This is a genomic window from Pseudomonas sp. Kh14 (assembly GCF_900291005.1).
GTDB classification, from domain to species: Bacteria; Pseudomonadota; Gammaproteobacteria; order Pseudomonadales; family Pseudomonadaceae; genus Aquipseudomonas; species Aquipseudomonas alloputida.
Map to the genome: position 1 here is coordinate 86,121 of NZ_OLKJ01000022.1, position 22,855 is coordinate 108,975.

General features: G+C 63.7%; 19 protein-coding genes. 5 read left to right on the forward strand and 14 right to left on the reverse strand.

Annotated elements, in window-relative coordinates; translation table 11 throughout:
* Nucleotides 1-274: 274 nt before the first annotated feature.
* Both FQ668_RS10045 and FQ668_RS10050 read left to right on the forward strand, forming a co-directional pair.
* Nucleotides 275-1,657 carry a CitMHS family transporter gene (locus FQ668_RS10045; protein ID WP_144180066.1) on the forward strand — a complete coding sequence of 461 codons (1,383 nt, stop codon included), beginning with the start codon at nucleotides 275-277 and terminating at the stop codon, nucleotides 1,655-1,657.
* A 63-nt stretch (nucleotides 1,658-1,720) separates the two neighbouring features.
* Complete coding sequence (locus tag FQ668_RS10050) at nucleotides 1,721-2,974, forward strand: OprD family porin (RefSeq protein ID WP_014591837.1); 1,254 nt, start codon at nucleotides 1,721-1,723, stop codon at nucleotides 2,972-2,974.
* 52 nt (nucleotides 2,975-3,026) lie between these two features.
* Here FQ668_RS10050 and FQ668_RS10055 read toward each other — a convergent pair whose 3' ends face one another.
* Together FQ668_RS10055 and soxR are read right to left on the reverse strand one after the other, a co-directional pair.
* Complete coding sequence (locus tag FQ668_RS10055; RefSeq protein ID WP_014591836.1) at nucleotides 3,027-3,275, reverse strand: CsbD family protein; 249 nt, start codon at nucleotides 3,273-3,275, stop codon at nucleotides 3,027-3,029.
* Nucleotides 3,276-3,421: 146 nt separating this feature from the next.
* Nucleotides 3,422-3,877: a redox-sensitive transcriptional activator SoxR gene (gene soxR, locus FQ668_RS10060; RefSeq protein WP_003247276.1), complete on the reverse strand. Its 456-nt coding sequence runs from the start codon at nucleotides 3,875-3,877 to the stop codon at nucleotides 3,422-3,424.
* An 84-nt stretch (nucleotides 3,878-3,961) separates the two neighbouring features.
* Here soxR and FQ668_RS10065 point away from each other — a divergent pair, with 84 nt between their 5' ends.
* Nucleotides 3,962-5,059 (forward strand): efflux RND transporter periplasmic adaptor subunit, encoded by a 1,098-nt coding sequence (locus FQ668_RS10065; RefSeq protein ID WP_019436895.1) that lies wholly within the window; start codon nucleotides 3,962-3,964, stop codon nucleotides 5,057-5,059.
* Nucleotides 5,056-8,139 carry a MexW/MexI family multidrug efflux RND transporter permease subunit gene (locus FQ668_RS10070; RefSeq protein WP_019436894.1) on the forward strand — a complete coding sequence of 1,028 codons (3,084 nt, stop codon included), beginning with the start codon at nucleotides 5,056-5,058 and terminating at the stop codon, nucleotides 8,137-8,139. The genes FQ668_RS10065 and FQ668_RS10070 overlap by 4 nt, the downstream gene beginning before the upstream one ends.
* Nucleotides 8,140-8,192: 53 nt before the next feature.
* On the opposite strand, the gene FQ668_RS10075 is transcribed toward FQ668_RS10070, so the two are convergent.
* The 8 genes from FQ668_RS10075 to FQ668_RS10115 form a co-directional block, all read right to left on the reverse strand.
* Nucleotides 8,193-8,930: a GntR family transcriptional regulator gene (locus tag FQ668_RS10075; protein ID WP_014591832.1), complete on the reverse strand. Its 738-nt coding sequence runs from the start codon at nucleotides 8,928-8,930 to the stop codon at nucleotides 8,193-8,195.
* Nucleotides 8,931-9,023: 93 nt separating this feature from the next.
* The gene (locus tag FQ668_RS10080; RefSeq protein WP_014591831.1) at nucleotides 9,024-10,538 is read right to left on the reverse strand and encodes a DHA2 family efflux MFS transporter permease subunit; all 1,515 of its coding nucleotides are present in this window, start codon (nucleotides 10,536-10,538) and stop codon (nucleotides 9,024-9,026) included.
* A complete protein-coding gene (locus FQ668_RS10085; RefSeq protein ID WP_144180069.1) occupies nucleotides 10,528-11,676 on the reverse strand; it encodes an HlyD family secretion protein in 1,149 nt (382 codons plus the stop codon). Before FQ668_RS10085 ends, FQ668_RS10080 begins: the two co-directional genes overlap by 11 nt.
* A gap of 206 nt (nucleotides 11,677-11,882) precedes the next feature.
* On the reverse strand, nucleotides 11,883-13,301 hold the full coding sequence (locus FQ668_RS10095; protein ID WP_080590198.1) for an efflux transporter outer membrane subunit: 1,419 nt from the start codon (nucleotides 13,299-13,301) through the stop codon (nucleotides 11,883-11,885).
* Between the two features lie 103 nt (nucleotides 13,302-13,404).
* Nucleotides 13,405-14,115: a helix-turn-helix transcriptional regulator gene (locus tag FQ668_RS10100; protein WP_019436891.1), complete on the reverse strand. Its 711-nt coding sequence runs from the start codon at nucleotides 14,113-14,115 to the stop codon at nucleotides 13,405-13,407.
* A gap of 169 nt (nucleotides 14,116-14,284) precedes the next feature.
* Entirely contained in the window at nucleotides 14,285-14,671 is a 387-nt protein-coding gene (locus FQ668_RS10105) for a cupin domain-containing protein (RefSeq protein ID WP_019436890.1), read from the reverse strand.
* 108 nt (nucleotides 14,672-14,779) lie between these two features.
* The gene (locus FQ668_RS10110; RefSeq protein WP_019436889.1) at nucleotides 14,780-15,604 is read right to left on the reverse strand and encodes an AraC family transcriptional regulator; all 825 of its coding nucleotides are present in this window, start codon (nucleotides 15,602-15,604) and stop codon (nucleotides 14,780-14,782) included.
* A 19-nt stretch (nucleotides 15,605-15,623) separates the two neighbouring features.
* Nucleotides 15,624-16,067 (reverse strand): acetyltransferase, encoded by a 444-nt coding sequence (locus tag FQ668_RS10115; RefSeq protein ID WP_019436888.1) that lies wholly within the window; start codon nucleotides 16,065-16,067, stop codon nucleotides 15,624-15,626.
* Nucleotides 16,068-16,291: 224 nt separating this feature from the next.
* Between FQ668_RS10115 and FQ668_RS10120 the strand changes: the two genes are divergently transcribed.
* A complete protein-coding gene (locus FQ668_RS10120) occupies nucleotides 16,292-17,260 on the forward strand; it encodes a LysR family transcriptional regulator (RefSeq protein ID WP_019436887.1) in 969 nt (322 codons plus the stop codon).
* A 189-nt stretch (nucleotides 17,261-17,449) separates the two neighbouring features.
* On the opposite strand, the gene FQ668_RS10125 is transcribed toward FQ668_RS10120, so the two are convergent.
* The 4 genes from FQ668_RS10125 to lysA form a co-directional block, all read right to left on the reverse strand.
* Nucleotides 17,450-19,936 (reverse strand): TonB-dependent receptor, encoded by a 2,487-nt coding sequence (locus tag FQ668_RS10125; protein WP_019436886.1) that lies wholly within the window; start codon nucleotides 19,934-19,936, stop codon nucleotides 17,450-17,452.
* 110 nt (nucleotides 19,937-20,046) lie between these two features.
* Nucleotides 20,047-20,982, reverse strand: coding sequence for a FecR domain-containing protein (locus FQ668_RS10130; protein ID WP_019436885.1), 936 nt, complete (start codon nucleotides 20,980-20,982; stop codon nucleotides 20,047-20,049).
* Nucleotides 20,983-20,987: 5 nt separating this feature from the next.
* Entirely contained in the window at nucleotides 20,988-21,488 is a 501-nt protein-coding gene (locus FQ668_RS10135; RefSeq protein ID WP_012053194.1) for a sigma-70 family RNA polymerase sigma factor, read from the reverse strand.
* Between the two features lie 103 nt (nucleotides 21,489-21,591).
* Complete coding sequence (gene lysA, locus FQ668_RS10140) at nucleotides 21,592-22,824, reverse strand: diaminopimelate decarboxylase (protein ID WP_019436884.1); 1,233 nt, start codon at nucleotides 22,822-22,824, stop codon at nucleotides 21,592-21,594.
* Between the last annotated feature and the right edge of the window lie 31 nt (nucleotides 22,825-22,855).

Sequence of the window (22,855 nt, forward strand, 5' to 3'; positions counted from 1 at the left end):
CCGTGCTGATCTCGCTGTCCCAGGGTGCCTGAGAACGCGAAACCCTGCTGCGCCGCCTGAAGGGTCCGCCGAACCTCATCGCCACGGCCGACCGAATGACACAAACGCCTACCTGGCATCAAGCGATGCCGGATGGGGAAGGGGGCCGTCTACCCGTTGGGCGGCCACATAGACAATAAAAACAAGAGAACAAACCATGCTCGCACTTCTGGGCCTGATCATGGTGGTGACCTTCACCTNGGCCACATAGACAATAAAAACAAGAGAACAAACCATGCTCGCACTTCTGGGCCTGATCATGGTGGTGACCTTCACCTACCTGATCATGAGTAAACGCCTGTCCCCGATCGTTGCGCTGACCATCGTGCCGATTGTTTTCGCCCTTATTGGCGGTTTCGCGCCAGACCTGGGCAAGATGATGCTCGATGGGCTGAAAATGGTCGCACCGTCTGCCGCGCTGCTGCTGTTCGCCATCCTGTTCTTCGGCCTGATGATCGACGCAGGCCTGTTCGACCCGCTGATCCGCAAGATTCTCAAGCGGGTGAATGGCGACCCGATCAAGATCGCGATCGGCACCGCCCTGCTGTCGCTGCTGGTGGCGCTGGACGGTGATGGCACCACGACTTACATGATTACCTGCGCTGCCATGCTGCCGCTGTACAAGCGCATCGGCATGAACCCGATGATCCTGGCGACCGTATCGATGCTGTCATTGAGCATCATGAGCGGCATGAGCCCGTGGGGTGGTCCCGCCACCCGCGCCATTGCCGCGCTCGGTCTGGATGCGACCGAGTACTTCATTCCGATGTTGCCCACCGTCATCGGTGGGGCGGCATGGGTTGTGTTCACCGCCTACCTGCTGGGCCGTGCCGAGCGCCGGCGTATCGGCAATATTGCCCTGGAGTCCGGTGGCGGCAACTGCTACATCAAGGAAATCCTCGGCGACAACCCGCACAAGCGCCCGCGCCTTGCCTATGTGAACCTGGTGCTGGTGATCGCCGTGATGACCGCGCTGGTGCTGGGGCTGATGCACGCGGCCATCCTGTTCATGATCGGTTTCGTCGCCGCGCTGATGATCAACTACCCACAGCTGGACCTGCAGAAAGAGCGCATCCTCGCCCATTCGGGCAACGCCATGACCGTGGTGCTGCTGGTGTTCGCCGCGGGCATCTTTGCCGGTATTTTCTCGGGTACCAAGATGGTCGATGCATTGGCCCAGACGCTGGTGGACTGGATTCCGGAAGCGTGGAGCCACTGGTTCCCGCTGGTAGTGGCGCTGACCAGCATGCCGCTGACCTTCGTGCTGTCCAACGACGCGTACTACTTTGGCGTTGTGCCGATCCTGGCCAATGCCGCGGCCGCGTACGGCATCGACCCGGTGGAAATCGCCCGCGCCTCGGTGCTGGGGCAGCCTGTGCACCTGATGAGCCCGCTGGTGGCTTCCACCTTGTTGCTGGTGGGCATGGTCGACAGGGATATCGGTGATTTCCAGAAAGCCACCTTCAAGTGGGCCGTGCTCACNACCTTGTTGCTGGTGGGCATGGTCGACAGGGATATCGGTGATTTCCAGAAAGCCACCTTCAAGTGGGCCGTGCTCACTTCTCTGGTGATCACTGCGCTGGCACTGCTGACGGGCGCCTTGTCCTTCATGGTTTGAAGCACTCAGGGCGCCGCTCGGCGCCCCTCTGACTCACCCAAGAACAACAACAGAGTAACCATCATGTCCCGATTTCTTTTCCGTGGGGCCACTTGTGGCCTGCTGTGCGGCTGGCTGCCTGTGGCCGGTGCCGCCGGTTTCATCGAAGACAGCAAGCTCAAGCTGCAGTTGCGCAACGTGTACTTCAACGAGAATTTCCGTGACGAGCAGGGTATGAGCGCCCGCGCCGCCGCCACTGCCAAAAGCGAACGGGTGGAATGGGCTCAAGGCTTTCTGCTCGATTACCAGTCCGGCTTCACCCAAGGCACCCTCGGCCTGGGGCTCGACGCCTTGGGCCTGGTCGGCTTCAAGCTCGACTCCGGCCGTGGGCGCAGCGGCACCGGGCTGCTGCCAGTGCATGACGATGGCCGCGCGGCCGACGAATTCGCCAGCGCCGGTATCACGGCCAAGGCCCGTCTGGGCAGCACCGTGGTCAAGCATGGCACCTTGCTGCCCAAGACGCCGGTATTGGTGTACAACGATGCGCGGCTGCTGCCGCAGACTTACCAGGGAACCCAGCTGACCAGCACCGACATCGACAACCTCACCCTTACTGCCGGCCACCTGGATCGCTTCAAACAGCGCGACTCATCCGATAGCACCGGGTTGTACCTGGACGGGTATGGCGGCCCAGCGTCTGGTGATTTCAGCTTCGCTGGTGCTGACTACGCCGTCAGCAAGCAACTGCGCCTGAGTTATTTTCATGGCGAGCTCGAGCATTTCTACCGCCAGGACTTCGCCGGGCTGGTGCACGATCTGCCGCTGGGCGGCGGCGTGCTGACCACCGACCTGCGTTACTTCAAAAGCCGCGACAGCGGTACGGCGTATGGCGGTGGCATCGACAACGACATGTTCAGCAGCCAACTGTCGTACGCCCACTCCGGGCATACCGTCGGCGCAGGTTACCAGGTGCTCGATGGTGAAGCGGGGCTGCCGTATATCAGTGGGGCAACGGTCTATTCGTTCAGCAACGTCGGCATCGGCAAGTTCATCGAAGAGGAAGAGAAGACCTGGATGGCCAGCTACGCCTACAACTTCGCTGCCGCCGGGGTACCGGGGCTGACCTTCATGACGCGCTACCTGAGTGGCGACAATGGCCGCTCAGGTGGCGAGGGCATCAAAGAATGGGAGCGTGACGCCGAGATTGCCTACGTGGTGCAGGGCGGACCGCTGAAAGGGCTGGGCGTAAAGCTGCGAAACTATGTGTATCGATCAGATTTCGCCCGCGGCCGAGACAGCAATCGCCTTTACCTGACCTATGATATCGCCATCTGGTGATGGCGCAGGCCGGACAAGATATCCGGCCCTGAACCACCTGAGGCGCCGTGGTTCAGCGGCGCAGCAGGCGAGAGACCACCAGAGTGACGGCGGCGGTGATGGCCAGTGCGGCGAAGGGCTTTTCCTTGACGAACGAGGACACCCTGTCCAGGGTGTCGCCGTAGGTCTTGGTCACCTGGCCTGCGGCCTGACGCGCATCGCCTTCGGCTTCCAGCGCCGGGTCTTCGACCAGGCGACCTACGGCGCTTTGCGCCTTGCCAGCCAGGTCTTCTGCTACACCTTCGATCTGTTCGCGTTTCATGATGGCTTAGTTCCTTCCTGTGAGCGGCTTTGGGTTAACAGCACAGGGTTAGGGCGGTGAATCGTCGCAATGGTTCAAAGCGACTGTTTGTCACCTGCAGGTCATGCGCGCCGGCATAGAGTCGCACCTGGCATGAGCGCGCGAGGTTAGCGCGCCTTCTTTTCGAGGATCCGCGCCCCGGTCCCTTCCTTGCCCAGCACATCCTCGGGGTTGCGCAGCGGGCAGTCCTCCAGCGACAGGCAACCGCAGCCAATGCAGTTGTCGAGGCTGTCGCGCAGTGCTTCCAGTGTGCGAATGCGGGCATTCAGGTCTTCGCGCCAGGCCGTGGACATCTCGCTCCATTGTGCTGCTGTGAGCTTGCTGTTGGGGGCATAACGGCTGAAGGCCTGTTTGATTTCCTCAAGCGGAATTCCCGTGCGCTGGGCTACCTTGATGATCGCCAGGGTACGCAGCACCAGCGAGGGATAGCGGCGCTGGTTGCCTGCCGTGCGGACGCTGGCGATCAGCCCCTTGGTTTCGTAGAAGTGCAGCGCAGACACCGCCACGCCGCTGCGCTTGGCCACTTCACCCACTGTGAGCATCCGTGTGTTGTCCGCTGCCATGCCTGTTGACCTCAAGTTAAGTTGAGCTCTTATAGTCCTGCCCGATCTTTCCTGCAACCGCTTTCCCTGTGATCGGAGCTGAGCATGAACAATCGGACGTTACTGGCCTGGGCCGGCGCTGTTGCCGGTGCGCTGGCCGTTGCCTATGCGCTGGTGGGAAGCGGCTCGGCGCAGCCCGCTGCGGCGGTGTGGCCGGCGACCAAGGTGGCGCTGGCCACGGCCGAGCAGGTGCAACTGGCGCGGCAGCGCTTTGCTTCGGGGGAGTTGGAGGCGGTCAACCAGGTGCAGGTGGCGGCCGAGATGGCAGGGCGTATTACCCGCATCGCCTTCGAGTCGGGGCAGACGGTAGCGGCCGGGCAGTTGCTGGTGCAGCTCAACGACGCACCCGAGCAGGCCCTGCGCGTGCAGTTGCAGGCCAGGTTGCGTAACGCTGACGTGGTGCTGCAGCGCAGCCGCAAACTGCGCGCGATGAATGCCGTGTCGCAAGAGCTGCTGGACAACGCAGCCACGGCCGTGGACGTGGCCCGTGGTGAGCTGCAGCATGTCGAGGCGCTGATCGCGCAGAAGGCCATTCGCGCACCGTTTGCCGGCAAGCTCGGCATCCGCCGTGTGCATCAGGGCCAGTACCTGGGCGCTGGCGAGACCATCGTCAGCCTGGCCGACATCAGCCAGTTGCATGTGAACTTTGCCTTGGGCGAGCAGGCCGCCCCCGAAGTGCACGCCGGGCAGGCGCTGGCACTGACGGTGGACGCGGTGCGTGGGCAAGACTTCCAGGCGCGGGTGGTGGCGGTCGACCCGGTTGTCAGCAAAGCACGCCTTGTACAGGTACAGGCGGCCTTGCCGAACCCGCAAGGGCAGTTGCAGCCGGGTATGTATGCCGGCGTGCGGCTGGATGCTGCGCAGCCGTCGACCGTGCTGGCCGTGCCGGAAACCGCGATTACCTACACCGCCTACGGGCAGACGGTGTTTGTCGCTACCCAGGACCCGCAGCATGGCACCCGGGTGAGCCGGGTGCAGGTAACCACCGGTGAGCGCTGGCAGGGGCGGGTGGAAATCACCTCCGGCCTGACGCCCGGTGACCGTGTGGTGGTTTCCGGCCAGCTGAAACTGAGTGATGGCATGCCGGTCGAGCCAGTGGCGCAGGACAGCCTGCAGGCTAGCCAGGGAGGGCGGCAGTCGTGAGGTTTACCGACGTCTTCGTGCGCCGCCCGGTGCTGGCGCTGGTGGTCAGCAGCCTGATCATCCTGATGGGGCTGTTTGCCATGGGCAAGTTGCCGATCCGCCAGTACCCGTTGCTGGAAAGCTCGACCATTACCATCAGCACCGAGTACCCCGGTGCCTCCGCCGAGTTGATGCAGGGTTTCGTGACGCAGCCGATCACCCAGGCGGTGTCGTCGGTCGAGGGCATCGACTACCTGTCCTCGTCGTCGCAGCAGGGGCGCAGCCTGATCACCTTGCGCATGGTGCTCAACCGCGATTCGACCCAGGCGCTGGCCGAGACCATGGCCAAGGTCAACCAGGTGCGCTATCGCCTGCCGGAAAAAGCCTACGACCCGGTGGTGGAGCTGTCGGCAGGCGACTCCACTGCCGTGGCCTATGTGGGGTTTGCCAGCGACAGCCTGTCGATACCGGAACTGAGCGATTACCTGTCGCGGGTGGTGGAACCGCAGTTCTCCGGTATCGACGGCGTGGCCAAGGTGCAGTCGTTCGGCGGGCAGCGCCTGGCCATGCGCCTGTGGCTGGACAGTGAACAGATGGCCGGGCGCGGGGTGACGGCGGCGGACGTGGCACAGGCGGTACGTGCCAACAACTACCAGGCAACGCCGGGCCAGGTGCGCGGGCAGTATGTGCTGGCCGATATCCAGGTGGACACCGACCTGAGCCGGGTCGAAGACTTCCGCGAGCTGATCATCCGCAACGATGGCACCGACCTGGTGCGCCTGCGCGATATCGGCACCGTCGAGCTGAGTGCGGCGGCCACGCAAACCAGCGCCACCATGGACGGCAAACCTGCCGTGCACCTGGGGCTGTTCCCCACGCCCAGCGGCAACCCTCTGGTGATCGTCGAGGGTATTCGCCAACTGCTGCCACAGATCCAGCAGACCTTGCCGCCTGGTGTGAAAGTGGCGCTGGCCTATGAAACCGCACGCTTCATCGATGCGTCGATCCATGAAGTGCTGCGCACCTTGGTGGAGGCGATGCTTATTGTGGTGTTGGTGATCTGGCTGTGCCTGGGTTCGCTGCGCAGCGTGCTGATCGCGGTGGTGGCCATTCCGCTGTCGATGCTGGGGGCTGCGGGCCTGATGTTGATGTTTGGTTTCAGCCTCAACCTGCTGACCTTGCTGGCGATGGTGCTGGCCATCGGCCTGGTGGTGGACGATGCCATTGTGGTGGTGGAAAACGTGCACCGGCATATCGAGGAGGGCAAGTCGCCGGTCGCGGCAGCATTGGCCGGGGCGCGGGAAATTGCCGGGCCGGTGATCGCCATGACCCTGACCTTGGCGGCGGTGTATGCGCCCATTGGCTTGATGGGCGGGCTGACCGGCACGCTGTTCCGTGAGTTTGCCTTGACCCTGGCGGGGGCGGTGATCGTGTCCGGCATTGTGGCGCTGACCTTGTCGCCGGTGATGAGCTCGCTGTTGCTGCAGCCCGGTCAGCAGCATGGCGCAATGGCCGCCATCGCCGATCGGTTGTTTGGTGTGCTGAGCGGGGCCTATGGACGGGTGCTGGCCTACACGCTGGCACACCGCTGGATCAGTGGCGGCGTGGCGTTGCTGGTGTGCCTGAGCCTGCCCTGGCTGTACCTGCTGCCACAACGCGAGCTGGCGCCGCCCGAGGACCAGGCGGCGGTGCTGACCGCCATCAAGTCGCCGCAGCATGCCAGCCTCGAATACGCAGAACGCTTCGCGCTGAAGCTCGACCAGGTGATGAAGTCCATTGCCGAAACCACCGACACCTGGATCATCAACGGTACCGACGGCCCGGCCGCCAGTTTCGGTGGCATCAACCTCAGCGCCTGGCAGGCGCGCGAGCGTTCCGCCGCACAGGTGCAGGCGCAGTTGCAGCAGGCCGTTGCGGATATCGAGGGCAGCAGCATCTTCGCCTTCCAGGTCGCGTCGCTGCCGGGCTCCAGCGGTGGCCTGCCGGTGCAGATGGTGCTGCGCAGCGCCCAGGATTACCCCGAGCTGTACCAGACCATGGAAGTGCTCAAGCAGCGCGCCCGCGACAGCGGCCTGTTCGCCGTGGTGGACAGTGACCTCGACTACAACAACCCCGTGGTCAAGGTACGCGTGGACCGGGCCAAGGCGGCGAGCCTGGGCATCAGCATGCGGGCCATTGGTGAGTCGCTGGGGGTGCTGGTGGGCGAGCAGTATCTCAACCGCTTCGCCCTGTTCGGGCGCTCTTATGACGTGATCCCGCAGAGTATCCAGGACCAACGCCTGACGCCTGCGGCGCTGAGCCGCCAGTATGTGCGCGCCGAAGATGGCAGCCTGGTGCCGTTGGCCACGTTGGTGCACCTGGATATCGAAGTGGCACCCAACCGCCTGTTGCAGTTCGATCAGCAGAACGCCAGTACCCTGCAGGCAATCCCGGCGCCAGGTGTATCGATGGGCAACGCCGTGGCATTTCTTGAACAGCTCACCGCCGAACTGCCACCGGGTTTCAGCCACGACTGGCAATCGGAATCGCGCCAGTATGTGCAGGAGGGCTTTGCCTTGATGTGGGCATTTCTCGCCGCCCTGGTAGTGATCTACCTGGTGCTGGCGGCGCAGTATGAAAGCCTGGTCGACCCGCTGATCATTCTGGTGACCGTGCCGCTGTCGATCTGCGGTGCGCTGCTGCCGCTGGCGCTGGGCTGGGCCACGCTGAACATCTACACGCAGATTGGCCTGGTAACGCTGATCGGCCTGATCAGCAAGCATGGCATCCTGATGGTGGCGTTCGCCAACGAGATTCAGGTGCGCGACAACCTCGATCGTGCCGCCGCCATTGTTCGCGCGGCGCAAATACGCTTGCGGCCAGTGCTGATGACCACGGCGGCGATGACTTTTGGCGTGCTGCCACTGCTGTTCGCCAGCGGCGCCGGCGCCAACAGCCGTTTTGGGTTGGGGGTGGTGATTGTGTGCGGGATGCTGGTGGGGACCTTGTTCACCTTGTTCGTGCTACCGACGATCTACGCCTGGCTGGCACGCGATCACCGGGTGAGCACGGCGCGGGCGAGGCAGTTGGTCGAAGCTGAAAGGCAACTGGGGGCGCTTTAGGGGCAACGGTCTGTTCATTAGCTGAAAGTTGGACCATCCCTGTACGAGCGGGTTCAGGCGGGGGAGCGGTCGCGGCGCATCTGGGTGACCAAGGTAAAGCGGTCATCCGGGTGCACGGTCTCGGAAACCGCCATCAAATCACCATTTTCCTCGCGGTAGTGGCGGATGATCTTCAGCCCCGGCGAGCCCGCCTCGGCCTTCAGCGCCCGGGCCATTTCCGCAGTCAGCAACACCGCACGGACCTGCTGGTCGACCACTGCGATTGCCCGGCCGTAGTGCTGTTCGATCAAGCCGGCAATCAGCTGGTCAGGGTGCTCGCGGGCCAGCTCGATGACCGCGATGTAGTCGCGCTGTGCATACACGTCTACCCAGCACAGCGGCGCGCCATCGTGCTGCCGGTCGACGCGGATGCTCGACACGCAGAAGTAATGCTCCCCCGGCACCAGCCCCAGCCTCGCCGCCTCGCTCAGGTCGGCGACAAAGTGGCGCACGCCCTGGATTTCCCGCTGCTGGGTGTCTGCCAGGTGCGCCAGGTCAGCCACACTGGGCAACGACTGCGAATAGCCGCCGCGCGGGCTGCTGGCCTCCACCCGGGTACCCACGCGTTTGCGGCGCGACACCAGCCCTTGGGTGAGCAGCTGGTTGATAGCGGCACGCACCGTGTGCCGGCTCACATTGTAAAGGTCGCACAGCTCGAACTCGGTCGGCAGCAGGCTGCCCACCGGGTAGCGGCCGCTGGCAATCGCTTGCATCAAGTCCTTTGCCACGGTGGAGTAGCGCGTCGGGTTCATACCTTTGCTCGGGCTCGCCAATTTCATCGGTTGACAGTGTAACAGCGGCCGAATGCCGAGCGCTCCGGCCGCCCACAGAGGTCGATACCGCCGTCAATGCTGCTGCCTGGCTCGCAGCAGCAACGCTGCCAGGGCACACCCGACCAATGCCAGGCACGCCAGGTAGAACGCATCACTGTAGGCCATCAGGTAAGCCTCTCGCCGAATGGTCGCCGCCAACGCTTCCAGCATTTGCTGCTGATGCGGCAGCCAGCTTTGCACCGTCTGGTTGATACGCGCCTGGACGCTTGGCTCGAACAGCGTCACCTGCTCGTGAATGCGCTCACTGTGAAAGCGTTCACGGGTCGCCACCAGTTGCGTCAACCCGGCCGTGCCGATGGCGCCACCCAGGTTGCGCAACATCGAGAACACCGCCGAGGCTGAGCCGGCCTCACGCTTGTCCAGCCCGGCCACCGCCAGCACCGATAACGCAACCATGATGAAAGGCTGGCCAATACCACGTACCACCGTGGACGGGATGATCACGTTGTCGGCACTGTCGGCGCTCAGGCTAGCCCCCAGCCAGCAGCCCAGCGCCATGATCAAAAAGCCGCTGGCGACCATGAACTTGGCACTGGTCCAGCCCATCAGCCGGGGCATCAACGGCGCCAGCAGCAACTGCACCACGCCATAGGCGATCAGCGCCACGCCCACGTCGTGCGCGCTGAACCCCTGCAACTGCGAGAGGTAGTTGGGCACCAGGAACACCAGGCCGAACGTGGCAGCGCCAAAGATGAACATCGCCACGCTGGCGACACCGAAGTTGTAGTGCCCGAGCAAGCGCAGGTTGATGAACGCGCGCTGGCCGAACAGCTGGGTCACCACGAACACCACCAACGCAATGGCAGCGACCACGCTCATGCCGACAATGAGCGGCGAGCCGAACCAGTCCAGCCGACCGCCTTCTTCCAGCACGATCTGCAAGCCGCCCAGGCCGATCACCATGGCCGCGATACCCAGCCAATCACCTTTGCGTAACAGTTCGAGCTTCATCGGCTTGGCCTCGATCGACCAGGCGATGGCCAACAGCAGCGCAATGCCGGGGAAAAGTTGCAGATAGAAGATCCAGCGCCACGAATAGGCATCGGTCAGCCAGCCGCCAATCGACGGCCCGGCGGCCTGTGCCACGCTGTTGGCCAGGCTGAACAGCGCCATGCCCATGGCCATCTTGCTGGCCGGCAGTTCGGTGATGATCAGCTGGAACGACAGGGGAATCAGCACCGCGCCCGCAGCCCCCTGGATCACCCGGATTACAATCATCGCCTCCAGGTTGGGCGCCCATGAGCAGGCCACCGAGGCGATCAGAAAGATGAGCGAGCCGGTCCACATGACCCGGCGCAGCGAGAACACGTCCACCAACCAGGCCGTCAGCGGAATCATCACGATTTCCGCCACCAGGTAGGCGGTGGAGATCCATGAGCCTTCCTCGAAGCTGGCACCCAGCGAGCCGCGGATTTCCGGCAGTGCGGCGCTGGTGACATGCACGTTCATGCCCGCCATGAAGCAGCCGAACAGGCCGCCAAGCACCGCTACCCAGGCACGCAGCGAGACCGTTTGCTCAGTGCGCATCGGCAACCTCTGCGGGGCGTGTGTCGACTGTACTGACCACCGACATGCCGGGCAGTACCTGCGGGCCATCCAGCGGTTTGTCGAGCAGAATGCGCACCGGGAAACGCTGGACGATCTTGGTGAAGTTGCCGGTGGCGTTGTCCGACGGCAGCAAGGCGAAGACATTGCCCGAGGCTGGCGAAAAACTGGCCACATGGCCATGCAGTGGCTGGCTGGCGAAGCTGTCGACACGTATTTCTACCGGTTGCCCGGGGCGCATGCGGGCCAGTTGGGTTTCCTTGTAGTTGGCCACCACATAGGCTTGCTGCAGGGGCACCACAGCCAGCAGCGGCTGGCCCGGCACCACGTACTGGCCGGTGCGCACGCGGCGCTGGCCGACCACGCCGGTGATCGGCGCGCGGATCACGGTGTCCTGCTCGTCCTGCTCGGCGAGTTGTTGGTGGGCCTGGGCGCGTGCCAGGGCCGCAGCCCGTTGTTGCTGTTTGGCCTCGGCCTGGGCTGACTGGGCCTTGGCCATGGCCAGTTGTGAGCGTTGCTGGCGCAGCGCGGCCTGGGCACCTTGCAGCGCGGCTTGTGCCTGGCTGGCATGGGCACTGGCGGTTTCCAGGCGCTGCACGGTCGCTGCGTCGTCACGCACCAGGCCACGGTAGCGTTGGACATCCAGTTCACTGCGACGCTGTTCGGCGGTGGCGCTGCGCACGACGGCCTCGGCCTGCAGGATGGCTTGCTGTTGCTGGTCGATGCGCTCGGTCGCTACCTGTTGGCTGGCCTGGGCGGCGGCCAGTGCCGCCTGTGCCTCGGTCACGCCAGCCCGGGCCTGGTCGAGGCGGGCGCGGTAGTCGCGGTTTTGCAGGCGCACCAGCACATCGCCGGCTTTCACCGTCTGGTCGTCAGCCACCTCGACCTCGGCTACGTAGCCCGCCACGCGTGGGCTCAGGGCCACCCAGTCGGCGCGGACGTAGGCATCGTCGGTGGTTTCCAGATAGCGGCCGGTGCTGAACCAGTAGCTGGTGAAGGCCAGCAGGGTGGTGATTGCGGCCAGGCTGCCGCTGGCGATGATTGCCAGGCGGCGACGGGTTTTAGCGCTCGGCCGCTGTTCAGTTTCGGCGGGTGAGGGTTTGTCTACGGCAACATTCATGGTTGGTTTCCATTCTCGAATTGGGCCTGCTGGCTGTCGGTTGTGGGAGCCACTGTCTTGCTCGATTTCTAAAAGCTGGCGCGATCCGTGTGGGAGCGGGCTTGCCCGCGAACACGGGCGAAGCCCGTGCCATCCACCGCGGTGTATTCTTCGCGGGTAAACCCGCTCCTACAGTGGGCGGTGCTCGCTGCTGGTCTTGCTTCTCGCTACCACCGCCCGCCCAGCGCGCGGAACAGGTTTACCTGCGCTTGCGCCAGGCGCCCTTGGGCTTCTGTGTGGCTGGCCCGCAGGCTGATCATTTCGCGCTCGCTGTCGAGCAGGGCCAGCCCGTCCACGGTGCCGGCACGGTAATTACCCTGGGCCAGGGCAAAGCTGTGCTGGCTGTGTGCCAGGGCTGCGTCCAGCGCCTGCAACCGTTGTCGCTCGCCGTCGTAGCGGGCCAGTGCCTGGCGCACGTCTTTCAGCGCGCTCAGCGCCACGCCGTGGTAACGGGCGACCTGTGCCCGCTGCAATGCCTCGGCCTTGCTCACCCGTGCGCGGTTGGCTTTCAGGTTGGGAAACTCCCAGCGGATCAGCGGGCCAATGCCGAACATCACCGCGCGGCTGTCGCCGAGGTTGGCAAGGTGATGGTCCGAAGACGTCAACGAAGCGCCGAAGCTGACCTTTGGGTAAAGGTCGGCCCGCACGATGTCGGTCTCCAGGGTGGCCGCTTGCAGTTCCCGTTCGGCCTGGCGCACATCTGGCCGGCGTTCGAGCAAATGCCAGCCATCGCCAGCCGGCAGCGGCGTCGACAGCGTGGGGATGGCTACGCAGGTCGTGGGCTCGTCCACCGAGGCCTGGCCACTGAGCATGCTCAGTTCGTAAAGCGCCATCTGCCGCCGGGCTGAGAGCATCGGCAGTTGCGCACGCTCCTGTTCCCGCAAGCCCAGCAGGCGCTCGCTGTCGAGGGCAGTGGCCACACCGGCCTGGCGCTGGCGCTGGCTGAGTTGCACGCTGTGGTCGAGGGTTTGCAAGGCCTGCTTCGCTGCCTCCAGGCGCGCCGCGTAGGTGCACTGGTCGATGTAGGCGCGGGTGGTCTGGGCGACCACCTGCAGGCGTACCAGGTCTAGCGCCGCAGCGCTGGCTTCGGCTTGCACCCTGGCACGTTGGATGGCGGCGCGTACCTGGCCCCAGATGTCCACCTGATAGGCCAGCTCGATGCCCGGGTTGAATTGCCATTGCGACGGCGCATTGCTGTCGGTCGCCTCGGCCAGCGTCTGGTCATCGGCGCTTCTGCCATAGGTAGCGGCAACGCCTATGTCGGTAGACGGCCAGCGCCTGGCGTCGAACTCGCCGATGCCAGCCAGCATGGCCTGCACGTTGGCCTCGGCCTGTGCCAGGCCTTGGTTGTGCGCCAGGGCTTGCTGTACCCAGCGATTGAGTTGGGGGTCTTGATACAGTGCCCACCAGCGTTCGGGCAGGGGCTGTTTGCTGACGCCGGCCGGCATGTTCGCCAGCGGGTCTGCCTGCAGCGCTAGAGGGGGTTCGGCAGGAGTGGATTGGTGGCCGCACGCCGCGAGTGCAGCGAGCATGCCGAGGGCTGTGGCAAGCCGGGCAGGGCCGGGAAATGAGTGCAGTAAGGGCATCACGATTGTCGCTCAAGGGTCGTGACACGAGGTTAACCAGGGTTGCATGGGCGTCGCTGTCGCAAGCGGGACAACCCTGCGCGCAAGCGGGACAACCTGAGGCTCAGTACTCGCGCGCGGTACCGTTTTGCCAATCACTTGGCGCATAGCCGAGGATGCGCTTGAACATGGCAGTAAATGCGCTGGCGCTCTGGTAGCCGTGCTCCAGCGCAACGTTCAGGATCGGCTTGCCATCGGCCAGGCACTGCTGGCTGAGCATCACCCGGGCACGGGCGCGCCATTGGCCATACGACATGCCCACCTCGCGCTGGAACAGCCTGGCCACACTGCGGGCACTCATGTTCAGTTGAGCGCCGCATTGCTCCAAGGTCAGGTCCTGGGCCGGGTCCTGCAGGAAGCGCTCGCACCAGGCACGCAGGCGTGCGTGCTGCGGCGTCGGGACGAAGGCATCGATGCGCCGGGCGGCGGCGAGTTCGTACAGGATCAGCGCCCGAGCATGCGCGCCGTCGCGCAGGTTCAGCACCCGTGACGCCGCCAGGATCAGTTCGCGCAGCAGGCCAGACACGACGATCACCTGGCAGCGTTCGATGTGGGCGTCGAGCAGCAAGGTACGCATGCAGACCACGCCTTCCATGCGGATGGCATGGCTGACCCCGGCGGGCATCCACAAGGCATGCCCGCCGGGGATCACCCAGCTACCGCCCTCGCTGTTGACCCGCATCACGCCGCTGGCGGCGTAGATCAGCTGGTCTTCGGCGTGGCAGTGGCTGGCCACTTCATCGCCGTGTCCGTAGTCCCTTTCCAGTGCTTGCATGCAGGCCACCCTCGTTATTGGATCCAATTATATCGAGGCGAACCTGTGCCGGGTTGCGAAGTGTGGGCTGCGAGCGAATTGCCACGGTTACAGATGGCTGTAAGACGATCTTTTAGGGTTAATTATTGCTGTGAAGCTAGAGACTACAGCTTGAAAGTGGTGAATGTTGTTAAATCCAGACATCGCTCTCTGCTGTGCGATCGCCCCCTTCATGACCGGTATTCAGAATGCCCCGCGGTTCGATCATCATCAGTTTCGCTTCGCCTTGCGCAGCGGTCCGGTGCTCGACGCCGCGTGGCACAACATAGAGTTCCCCGGGGTTCACATGCACGCAGCCATCCGGCAGGTCGATACGCAGGGTGCCTTCCAGCACCAGGAATGCTTCGTCGGTCTCCGGGTGCGCGTGCCAGATGAATTCGCCTTCGATGCGCACGACCTTGAACTGGTAATCGTTCATCTCGGCAACGACCCTGGGGCTCCATTGCTGTTCGATAAGCGCTGCCTTGTAGACCAGGTTCACTGGCAGGGAGGGATGTGGGTGACGGGATTCAGGCATGACAGTTCCTCGGAAAGTGGAGTGGTCAGCCTATCGCTCCGGGCGAGTCCGGTTCTTGTACGATCCTGCAAGCCTGTTCTCACGGGGGGCGCGGGCGCCTGCGGTAACTCAGCGTGACGCTCGCAAACGCTCCAGCCAGCGTAAGGGCGGTACGCCGTAGCAGCGGGTGAAGTGCCGGGTCATGTGGCTCTGGTCATGAAAGCCTGCGGCAAGGGCAGCGTCGACCAAGGTGAAGCCATCCAGGATCATTCGGCGAAAGCAGTCGAGGCGGCGCAGGGTGACAAAGCGATAGGGGCTGGTGCCGTACAGCGTGCGAAAGTCCCGCGACAGGCTCCAGCGTTCGCGGCCGCTGGCCTGTTCAAGCATGTCCAGTGTTATGCCCACATGCAGGTGTTCCATGATGAAGGCCCGAGCGCGTTCGGCTGCCTGGTAATCCAGGCGCTTGCGCCCGCGCGGCTTGCCGCCGACTGCCCGCAAGGCGATCGCCAGGTCATACAGGGCGTCCTGTTCTTCCAATGGCTCCAGCGCGTGGTCCACTGCCTGCACGAACGCTTCGCTGGCGTGGTACAGGCGAGGGTCGCTGGACAGCCCGCCAGCGATGAAGGGCAAAGGCTGACCACCCAGCACGTTCTGGATCAGTGCCGGGTCGACGTAGGCCATGCGGTAGCGAAAGCCTGCGTCGGTGCCGGCCATGCCGTCATGCAGTTCGTCCGGGTGCAACACCAGCGTGTTGCCCGGTAGGCCGTTGCGCAGCGAACCCTTGTAGTGGAAGCTTTGCACGCCAGCCAGCGTGCGGCCGATCGAATAGGTATCGTGGCGATGCGGGTCGTAGCCGTGGCTACCGAACCAGGCTTCGATACGCTCGATACCACCCGGTTGGGCACTACGGATGACCCAGTCGGATGGCGGTAGGGGCTTCGCTTTGCGGGCCATCGCGGTGAGTGCCTCGTGCTCAAGCCCGGGTGGGCAGGTTCATGTGCAGCAAAGGGAACGGGCGACCTTCGCCATCCAGCGGTGAACGGCCAGTCTGGACGAAGCCATAGTGCTGATAGAACGCTGTTGCCTGTGGGTTCTGCTCGTTGACATCGACACTCATCGCACTGCGTGACTGGCGGCCGAAATCCAGCAGTGCACGGCCAATGCCCTGGCGGTGGTGCGCTGGATCGACGAAGAGCATTTCCACATGGTTTTCATTGAAGCCGATAAAGCCCAGTGGCTGGTCATCGGTGTCTTCCGCAACCCACAGGTCGACGGCCGGGAAGTACACGTCGCGCAGCTGTGGCAATAGTGCGTCGATGTCGGAGGGTTGCAGGAAGTGGTGCGTCGCGCGAACAGCGCGCAGCCAGATGTCGAGCAGCTGCGGGTAGTCTGCAGCGATGCCTTGGCGAATGATCATGGTGTCATCCTGAGTGTATTGATGGCGAATGGGCGCGCCAGTGAGCGGCGGCCATGCAAGTGTCGGCATCATGAATGACCGCTTCGCGAGTCAACGCCTGGGCGGTGCACGGCAGGGGAGGCCGGAAGGGAAGAGAGCGGAAGATTACCCCGGTCGCGCAGTAGGGGGCAATGGCGATTGCATAAAGTGCAGTGCAGGTTTCGACTCGGCTAGGATGCATGTCGATGCTGGAATTGAACCCGAACAACAAGCACGGCCCGGGAGCACCCATGAACCGCAACGAACTGCGCAAAGCCGATATCAACCTGATGGTGGTATTCGAAGCGCTGATGCAGGAACGCAACCTCACCCGTGCCGCGGAGAAGCTGTTCGTCGCCCAGCCCACGGTCAGCGCCGCGCTGGCCAGGTTGCGTGCGATGTTCAACGACCCGTTGCTGGTTCGAGTGGGCAACCGCATGGAACCCTCGGCCAGGGCCGAAGAGGTGATCAAGTACCTCACGCCAGCCTTGGATGCGATGTCTGTCGCCCTCAGCATGACCCATGATTTCGACCCGCTGACCAGCAAGATGACCTTCCGCATCGGCTTGTCCGATGATGTCGAGTCGGGCCTGCTGCCGCCGCTGTTGCGGGCGCTGCGGGTGGAGGCGCCAAACGTGGTGGTGGTCGTGCAGCATGTGGACTATTGGCGCATTCCGGACCTGCTGGCGGCGGGCGACGTGACGGTGGGTATCAGCCAGACCAAGGGCCTGCCCGCCAATGCCAAACGCAAGGTTCTACGCACCCTGCAAGCCAGGGTGGTGCGGGCCGACAAGTCCAGCACGCCGCTTTCACTGGATGAGTTTTGCCAACGTCCGCATGTCCAGGTTTCGCCAACCGCCAACACCCAGGGTGTGGTCGATGACTGGTTGAAAGACATCGGCCGTGAACGCAAGGTGGTGTTGTCGGTGCCGCAGTTCAGTTCGCTGCCGGCGATTCTGGCCGGTACCGACCTGCTGGCATGCTGCCCGGACTATGCCGCACAGGGTATGGAACGCTGGGGCAACCTGCAGGCCGAGACGCTGCCGTTCGAGACTGCTGCACTGGAGCTTGCCATGGTCTGGTTGAGCACCACCGACAGCGACCCGGCCGAGCGTTGGCTGCGAAGTCGCCTGGAGCACTACATGGGCGGACTACGGGAAGCGGTCATGGAATGATGGCTGTACATACTGCGTATTTCTGGGATGCAGGTAGGGCTGGTTGCGAACGTTTTCGGCCATGACTTCGCGCTTGACGATCTGCTCGGCCACCATCTGCGGGTAGAGCTTTTCGATTTGCAGGAACGACTGTGCGACCAGCAGCTTGACAGGGCCGCAAAGCGGCCCGATCGCACCCAGGGAAGTACTTCAGAACGCCCCTTGCAACGTCACCATGAAATTGCGCGGTTCACCATAGAAGTTGCCCCACGCCGGCGCGCCGATGGTGGCGTAGTACTTCTTGTCGAACAGGTTGTTGCCGTTGAGCGCGACAGTCCAGTTCGGGTCTAGGCGGTACTGCACACGGCCGTTCCACACGGTGTAGCCCGCCTGCTCGACACGGGTAGTGCCGGTGGTACGGAAGTTCTCGCTCTGGCTGTTCAGGCCTGCGCCGAGGGTCCAGCGCTCCAGAGCACCCCCCAACTGGTAGTCACCCCATACCTTGAGCATGTGCCGTGGGATGAAGCTGGAGGTGAAGGTCAGTTCGGTCGGGTCAGTGTCTTCGATGGTACTCAGGTACTTCGTCTGGGTGTAGGTGTAGCCCGCCAACAGCTGCAACCGCTCGATCGGCGAGCCGCTGATCTCGGCTTCGAACCCCTGTGCGCGGACCTTGCCGCTGTCGTTGTAGCAATACCCGTCGCCTGAGGGGCAGGTATCGACGTAGTCCGTTTCTGCGCGGTGATTCTCGACAGTGCGGAACAGGTTGAAGGAGGTGTTCAACGCGCCGTCGAGCAGCTCGCCCTTGATGCCGACTTCATAGTTGGCGCCGGTCTTTGGCTGTAACGCCTGCCGCTCGGCATTCACCTTGTCGCTCTGTGGCTGGAAGATGTCGGCGTAGCTGGCATAGGCGGTCCACTGCTCGTTCAGATCGTACAGCACGGCGGCAAACGGCGTGACCTGACCGTTTTCCTGGCTGCGATTATGCACCCAGTAATCGTAGAACTGGGTATAGGAGTCGCTCTTGTTACGGTACCAGCTGACCCGCGCGCCCAGCACCAGGGTCAGTGGCTCTGCCAGTTTCAGGCGCAGGTTGGCGTAAGTGCCGTACTGGGTGGTAGTGGTATCGGTTGGCACACTGCCACCGCGGCTCGGGTTGACCAGGTAATCGGCCTTGGACGGGTGTGTGAAGTTCGAGGATGGGTTGAACGGGTCCTGCTTGCCGTCCAGCAGCATCAGCGCGAAGTAATCATGGGTTTTCTGTCGGCTGGCGTTGACCCCCATGATCAGCTCGTGCTGCAGGCCGAACGCCTCGAACTTGCCATCGACATAGCTATCGAAGCCGTAGTCGTCCTGGTCGTAGTCGAAACGGCCGGCCCGGACGTTCATGCTGGCGGTGCTGGCGCCGACTGGTACCGTGCCTTCGGAATAAGCGTATTCGATGTCCTGGGTGTTGTGGGTGTAGATCGAGGCGAAGTTCAGGGTCCAGTCATCGTTGAAGCGGTGCTTGAGGTCGGCAAAGCCGGTAATACGCTGGCTTTGCATGTCGTTCCAGCTGGCCCCCAGGCAGGTGGAGCGCGACAGCTTCAGGTCACTGCCATCGGCGTAGCGTGGCAGGCCGGCGTAGCACGGGGTGGCATCGACATCCTCGTAAGCCAGGCCAAAGCCCACGGTGGTGTCGGCCGTGACGTCCCAGTCGATGGCGCCGTACAGTATCTGGTCCTGGCGCTTGGCCGTGTCATAGAAGTACTGGCGGTCCTGCAGCGTCGCCACGGCGCGCCCCCGCACGGTGCCCGACGCGTTCAGCGGGCCGCCCACGTCCACTTGCCCGCGGTAGTTGTCCCAGCTGCCGGCTGACAGGGTGACGGTGGTGGCGGCTTTTTCCTGCCCCCGTTTGCGCACGAAGTTGACGCCACCGGCGGAGGAGCCAGAGCCTTTCATCATGCCGGCCGCACCTTTAAGCACCTCGACGCGGTCATAGAACGCCATGTCGCTGGAAAAGCTGTTGGCCTGCACGTAGTTGCCGCCCACGTCCAAGGGCACGCCGTCGTACTGGTACTGGCCATCCAGGTTGAAACCACGGGAATAGAAATACTTGCCGCCCATGGGCGAGTCATACACGGTGATGCCCGGGGTCTTGTCCAGTACCTGCTCCAGTGTGTTGAGGTTCTGGTCGTCGAGCATCTTGCGGGTCATCACGGTGACCGACTGCGGGGTTTCTTTCAGCGTGTGTACGCCCTTGCCGATGGTGATGGCACGGGCGGCGTAGGACTGGGTGCCTTCGCTGGTCGCATCCAGGCGGTTGGCGTCGATGTTCATCGGCGCCAGTTCCATGGCCGAACCGTTTTGCGCAGGGACCAGCACATAGCCGCCATTGCCCTGACGCTGCGCCTGCAGGCCACTGTTGCCCAGCAGCCGCGCCAGACCTTCCTCGACACTGAAGCTGCCTTCCAGGCCCGCGCTGTCGAGGTTGCGCGTCTGTGCGGTGTCGAACGAAATGGTCACACCCGCCTGTACGCCAAACTGGGTGATGGCGTTGCCCAGTGAGCCAGCGGGGACATGGTAGGTGGCCTGGCTTTGGGCCATTGCCTGGGCAGGCATCAGCAGCAGGCCGGGCGCGCTGGCCAGGGACATGCCGAACAGCACCAGGCGGACGGCCTGGCTGAGCTTGGTTGCTGGGGTAGGGTGCAGGTGTGGCATTTCGTGGTCCTTCCGAGTCATGGCAGAAAGTCGCTGTCGTCGCGGCTTGTGTCAGGGACGGACGAGAATCGAAATCAGCAAGATTGCGGCGAAAATTTTTCCGCAGTTGCTCAGGCGGGCTCCACACTCACCCAGTAGCGGCTTAAGTAGCGCACTTTCACGGGCAAGGTTTTCGGCAGGTTGGCCAGGGCGATATCGGTGTCGTCAATGCGGAACGCACCGGAAATGCTCATGGCCTGGATCGACGAGGCACAGCGCAGCACACCTGGACGATAGCGCCCCAGTTCTTCGAGGAAATCGCCAAGGCGCCAGTCGTTCACGCTGAGCATGCCTTGCAACCAGGCCGTGGAATCGGCGGGGAGTGCATGGGCGTCGAGGACGACATCCTGATCAAAACTCACTTGCTGGCCAGCGTGCAGTTGCAGCACTCGATCAGGGTGGCGCAGGGGGCGAACTTCGACGCTGGCCTCAAGCACACCCACGCGGGTCTGCTGCGCCAGTTTGCGGATGCTGAACGCGGTACTGCGGGCCAGTACGCTGCCGTCATCGGTGTGCACGATGAACGGGCGCTGCTGACGATCGCTGACCGGACGCACCAGAATTTCCCCCTGATACAGCTGAATCGCCCTCACCTTTGTGGCGTAGCGCACATCCAGCGCGGTATCCACGTTCAGCTCCAGCTGTGAACCATCTTCCAGGTGCAGGGCGCGGCGCTCGCCGCTGCGGGTACTGTGCTGGGCCAGCAAGGCACGATGGGGCACCTGCTCGGCCGCCAGCCAGCTGCCGCCCCCCATGGCCATCAGCAGGCCCAGCACTTTCAGCACGTCACGCCGCTGCGCCTGGGCCGCGCCAAGGCCGGACAGCGCCGCCTGCGGCGGCACCATGGCCCATTGCTGCTGCAGCTTTTCTACCCGCGCCCAGGCGGCTGCGTGCAGGGGGCTGGCCTGTAGCCACTGTCGCCAGGCCTGGGTGCGGGCCTCGCTATTGGCGCCGTCGTTGAGCTGAACATACCAGGTGGCAGCGGCTTCGAGTGTCTTGAGATCCATGGGCGTCAGCCTTCGACTGCCAGCAGGCAGCGAGTCATGGCCTTGATCAGGTGATTCTTCACGGTGGTGATCGACACGCCGAAGCGCTCGGCCGCAGCGCCGTAGGTCAGGCCTTCGAGTTGAACGGCAAGGAAGATGGCGCGGGTCTTGGCGCCGAGTTCGTCGAGCAGGCTGTCCACGGCCACCAGCATTTCTATGATGGACAAGCGCACCTCCGGCGACACCTCGACCGGTTCCGGACGCAGGGCCAGAGCCTGCAGGTAAGCTTTTTCGATGATGCGACGGCGAGCTTTGTCTATCAGAAGGGCGCGGGCGATAGCGCTGAGGTAGCTGCGCGGCTCACGGATCGGCAACGGGTTACGCGCGGTCATTACCCGCAAGAACGTGTCGTGCGCCAGGTCGGAAGCGTCGGCGGCGTTGCCCAGGCGGGCGCGCAGCCAGCCCTTCAGCCAGCTGTTGTTTTCGCTGTACAGCTGGTGCAGGGCCTGGGGATCGAGCGTTGCCATGGCGTCAAGATCGCAATATTAATGGGAATTGATCGCATTGTCGTGGCAGGGCAAGCCGATTGCAAGAATCCTGTGCATGCGCACATCTTGTGGGAGACGGTGTTTAGATATCCGCCTCCAGGCTCAGCAGGTCCTGCACCGTCTGGCGCCGGCGGATCATCCGCAGGGCACCGTTCTCGATCAGGAACTCCGGCAGCAGCGGCCGGCTGTTGTAGTTCGACGACATCGACGCGCCATAGGCCCCGGCATCGTGGATTACCAGCAGGTCGCCCACCTGTGCCTGGGGCAGGTCCTGCGGGGTCAGTGCCTGGTCATCCTGAGTGAACACGTCACCCGATTCACACAACGGCCCGGCCACCACGGTCGGCTGGCGCGGGCGATCTACTGCCTGGCCATCGGCATCGAGCAGGGTCATGCCGTGGTAGGCGCCGTACATCGCCGGGCGCATCAGGTCGTTGAAGCCGGCGTCGATCATGACGAAGGTATTGCGCCCCACCTGTTTCACGGCACGGACTTCGGCCACCAGGTAGCCCGACTCCGCCACCAGGAAGCGCCCGGGTTCGATCTCCATGCGCACCGGGTGGCCGAGCATCGCTTCGATCTCCTTGCGCGCCACCGCCCAGGTCTGCGCATAACGCTGCAGGTCGACCGGTTTGTCGGTGCTGCGGTAAGGGGTGGAAAGCCCGCCGCCGATGGAGAACGCCTCGATGTCCACGCCCAGACGGCCGATCAGCTCGATCATCGAGCGGGCCACCTGTTCCAGGTGCTGGTAGTCCACCCCGGAACCAATGTGCATGTGCACGCCCACCAGGTGCAGGCCATGGGCCTTGATGCACGCCAGCGCTTCGTCCAGCTCTTCGTGCCAGATGCCATGCTTGCTGTTTTCGCCGCCGGTATTGGTCTTGCGGCTGTGGCCATGGCCGAAGCCTGGGTTGATGCGGATCCACACGCGGTGGCCGGGCGAGCGTTCACCCAGTTGGCGCAGCATGTCAATGGAGCCGGCATTGACTTCGATCTTTGACGCCACCACGCGTTCCAGGGTGGGGCGGTCCAGCGCGTCGCAGGTCAAAACCACGCCGGCAGGGTCACCGTCAACACTCGCGCCGGCGGCGAAGGCCCGTTCCATCTCTCCCAGCGACACTGCGTCCAGCACCAGGCCATGGGCGCGCATCAGGCGCAGCACATGCAAGTTCGGGTTGGCTTTCTGGGCGAAACGTACGGTGTCGAACACGTTCAACTGCTTGACACGATCGGCGATGGTGCGGGTGTCGTATGCCCATAGTGGCGAGCCGTGCTGGCGAACCGCCTCGGCCAGGAGGGTGAAGGGTGCGGTCATGGTGGCGTTACTCGTATAAGGAAGGCCACGA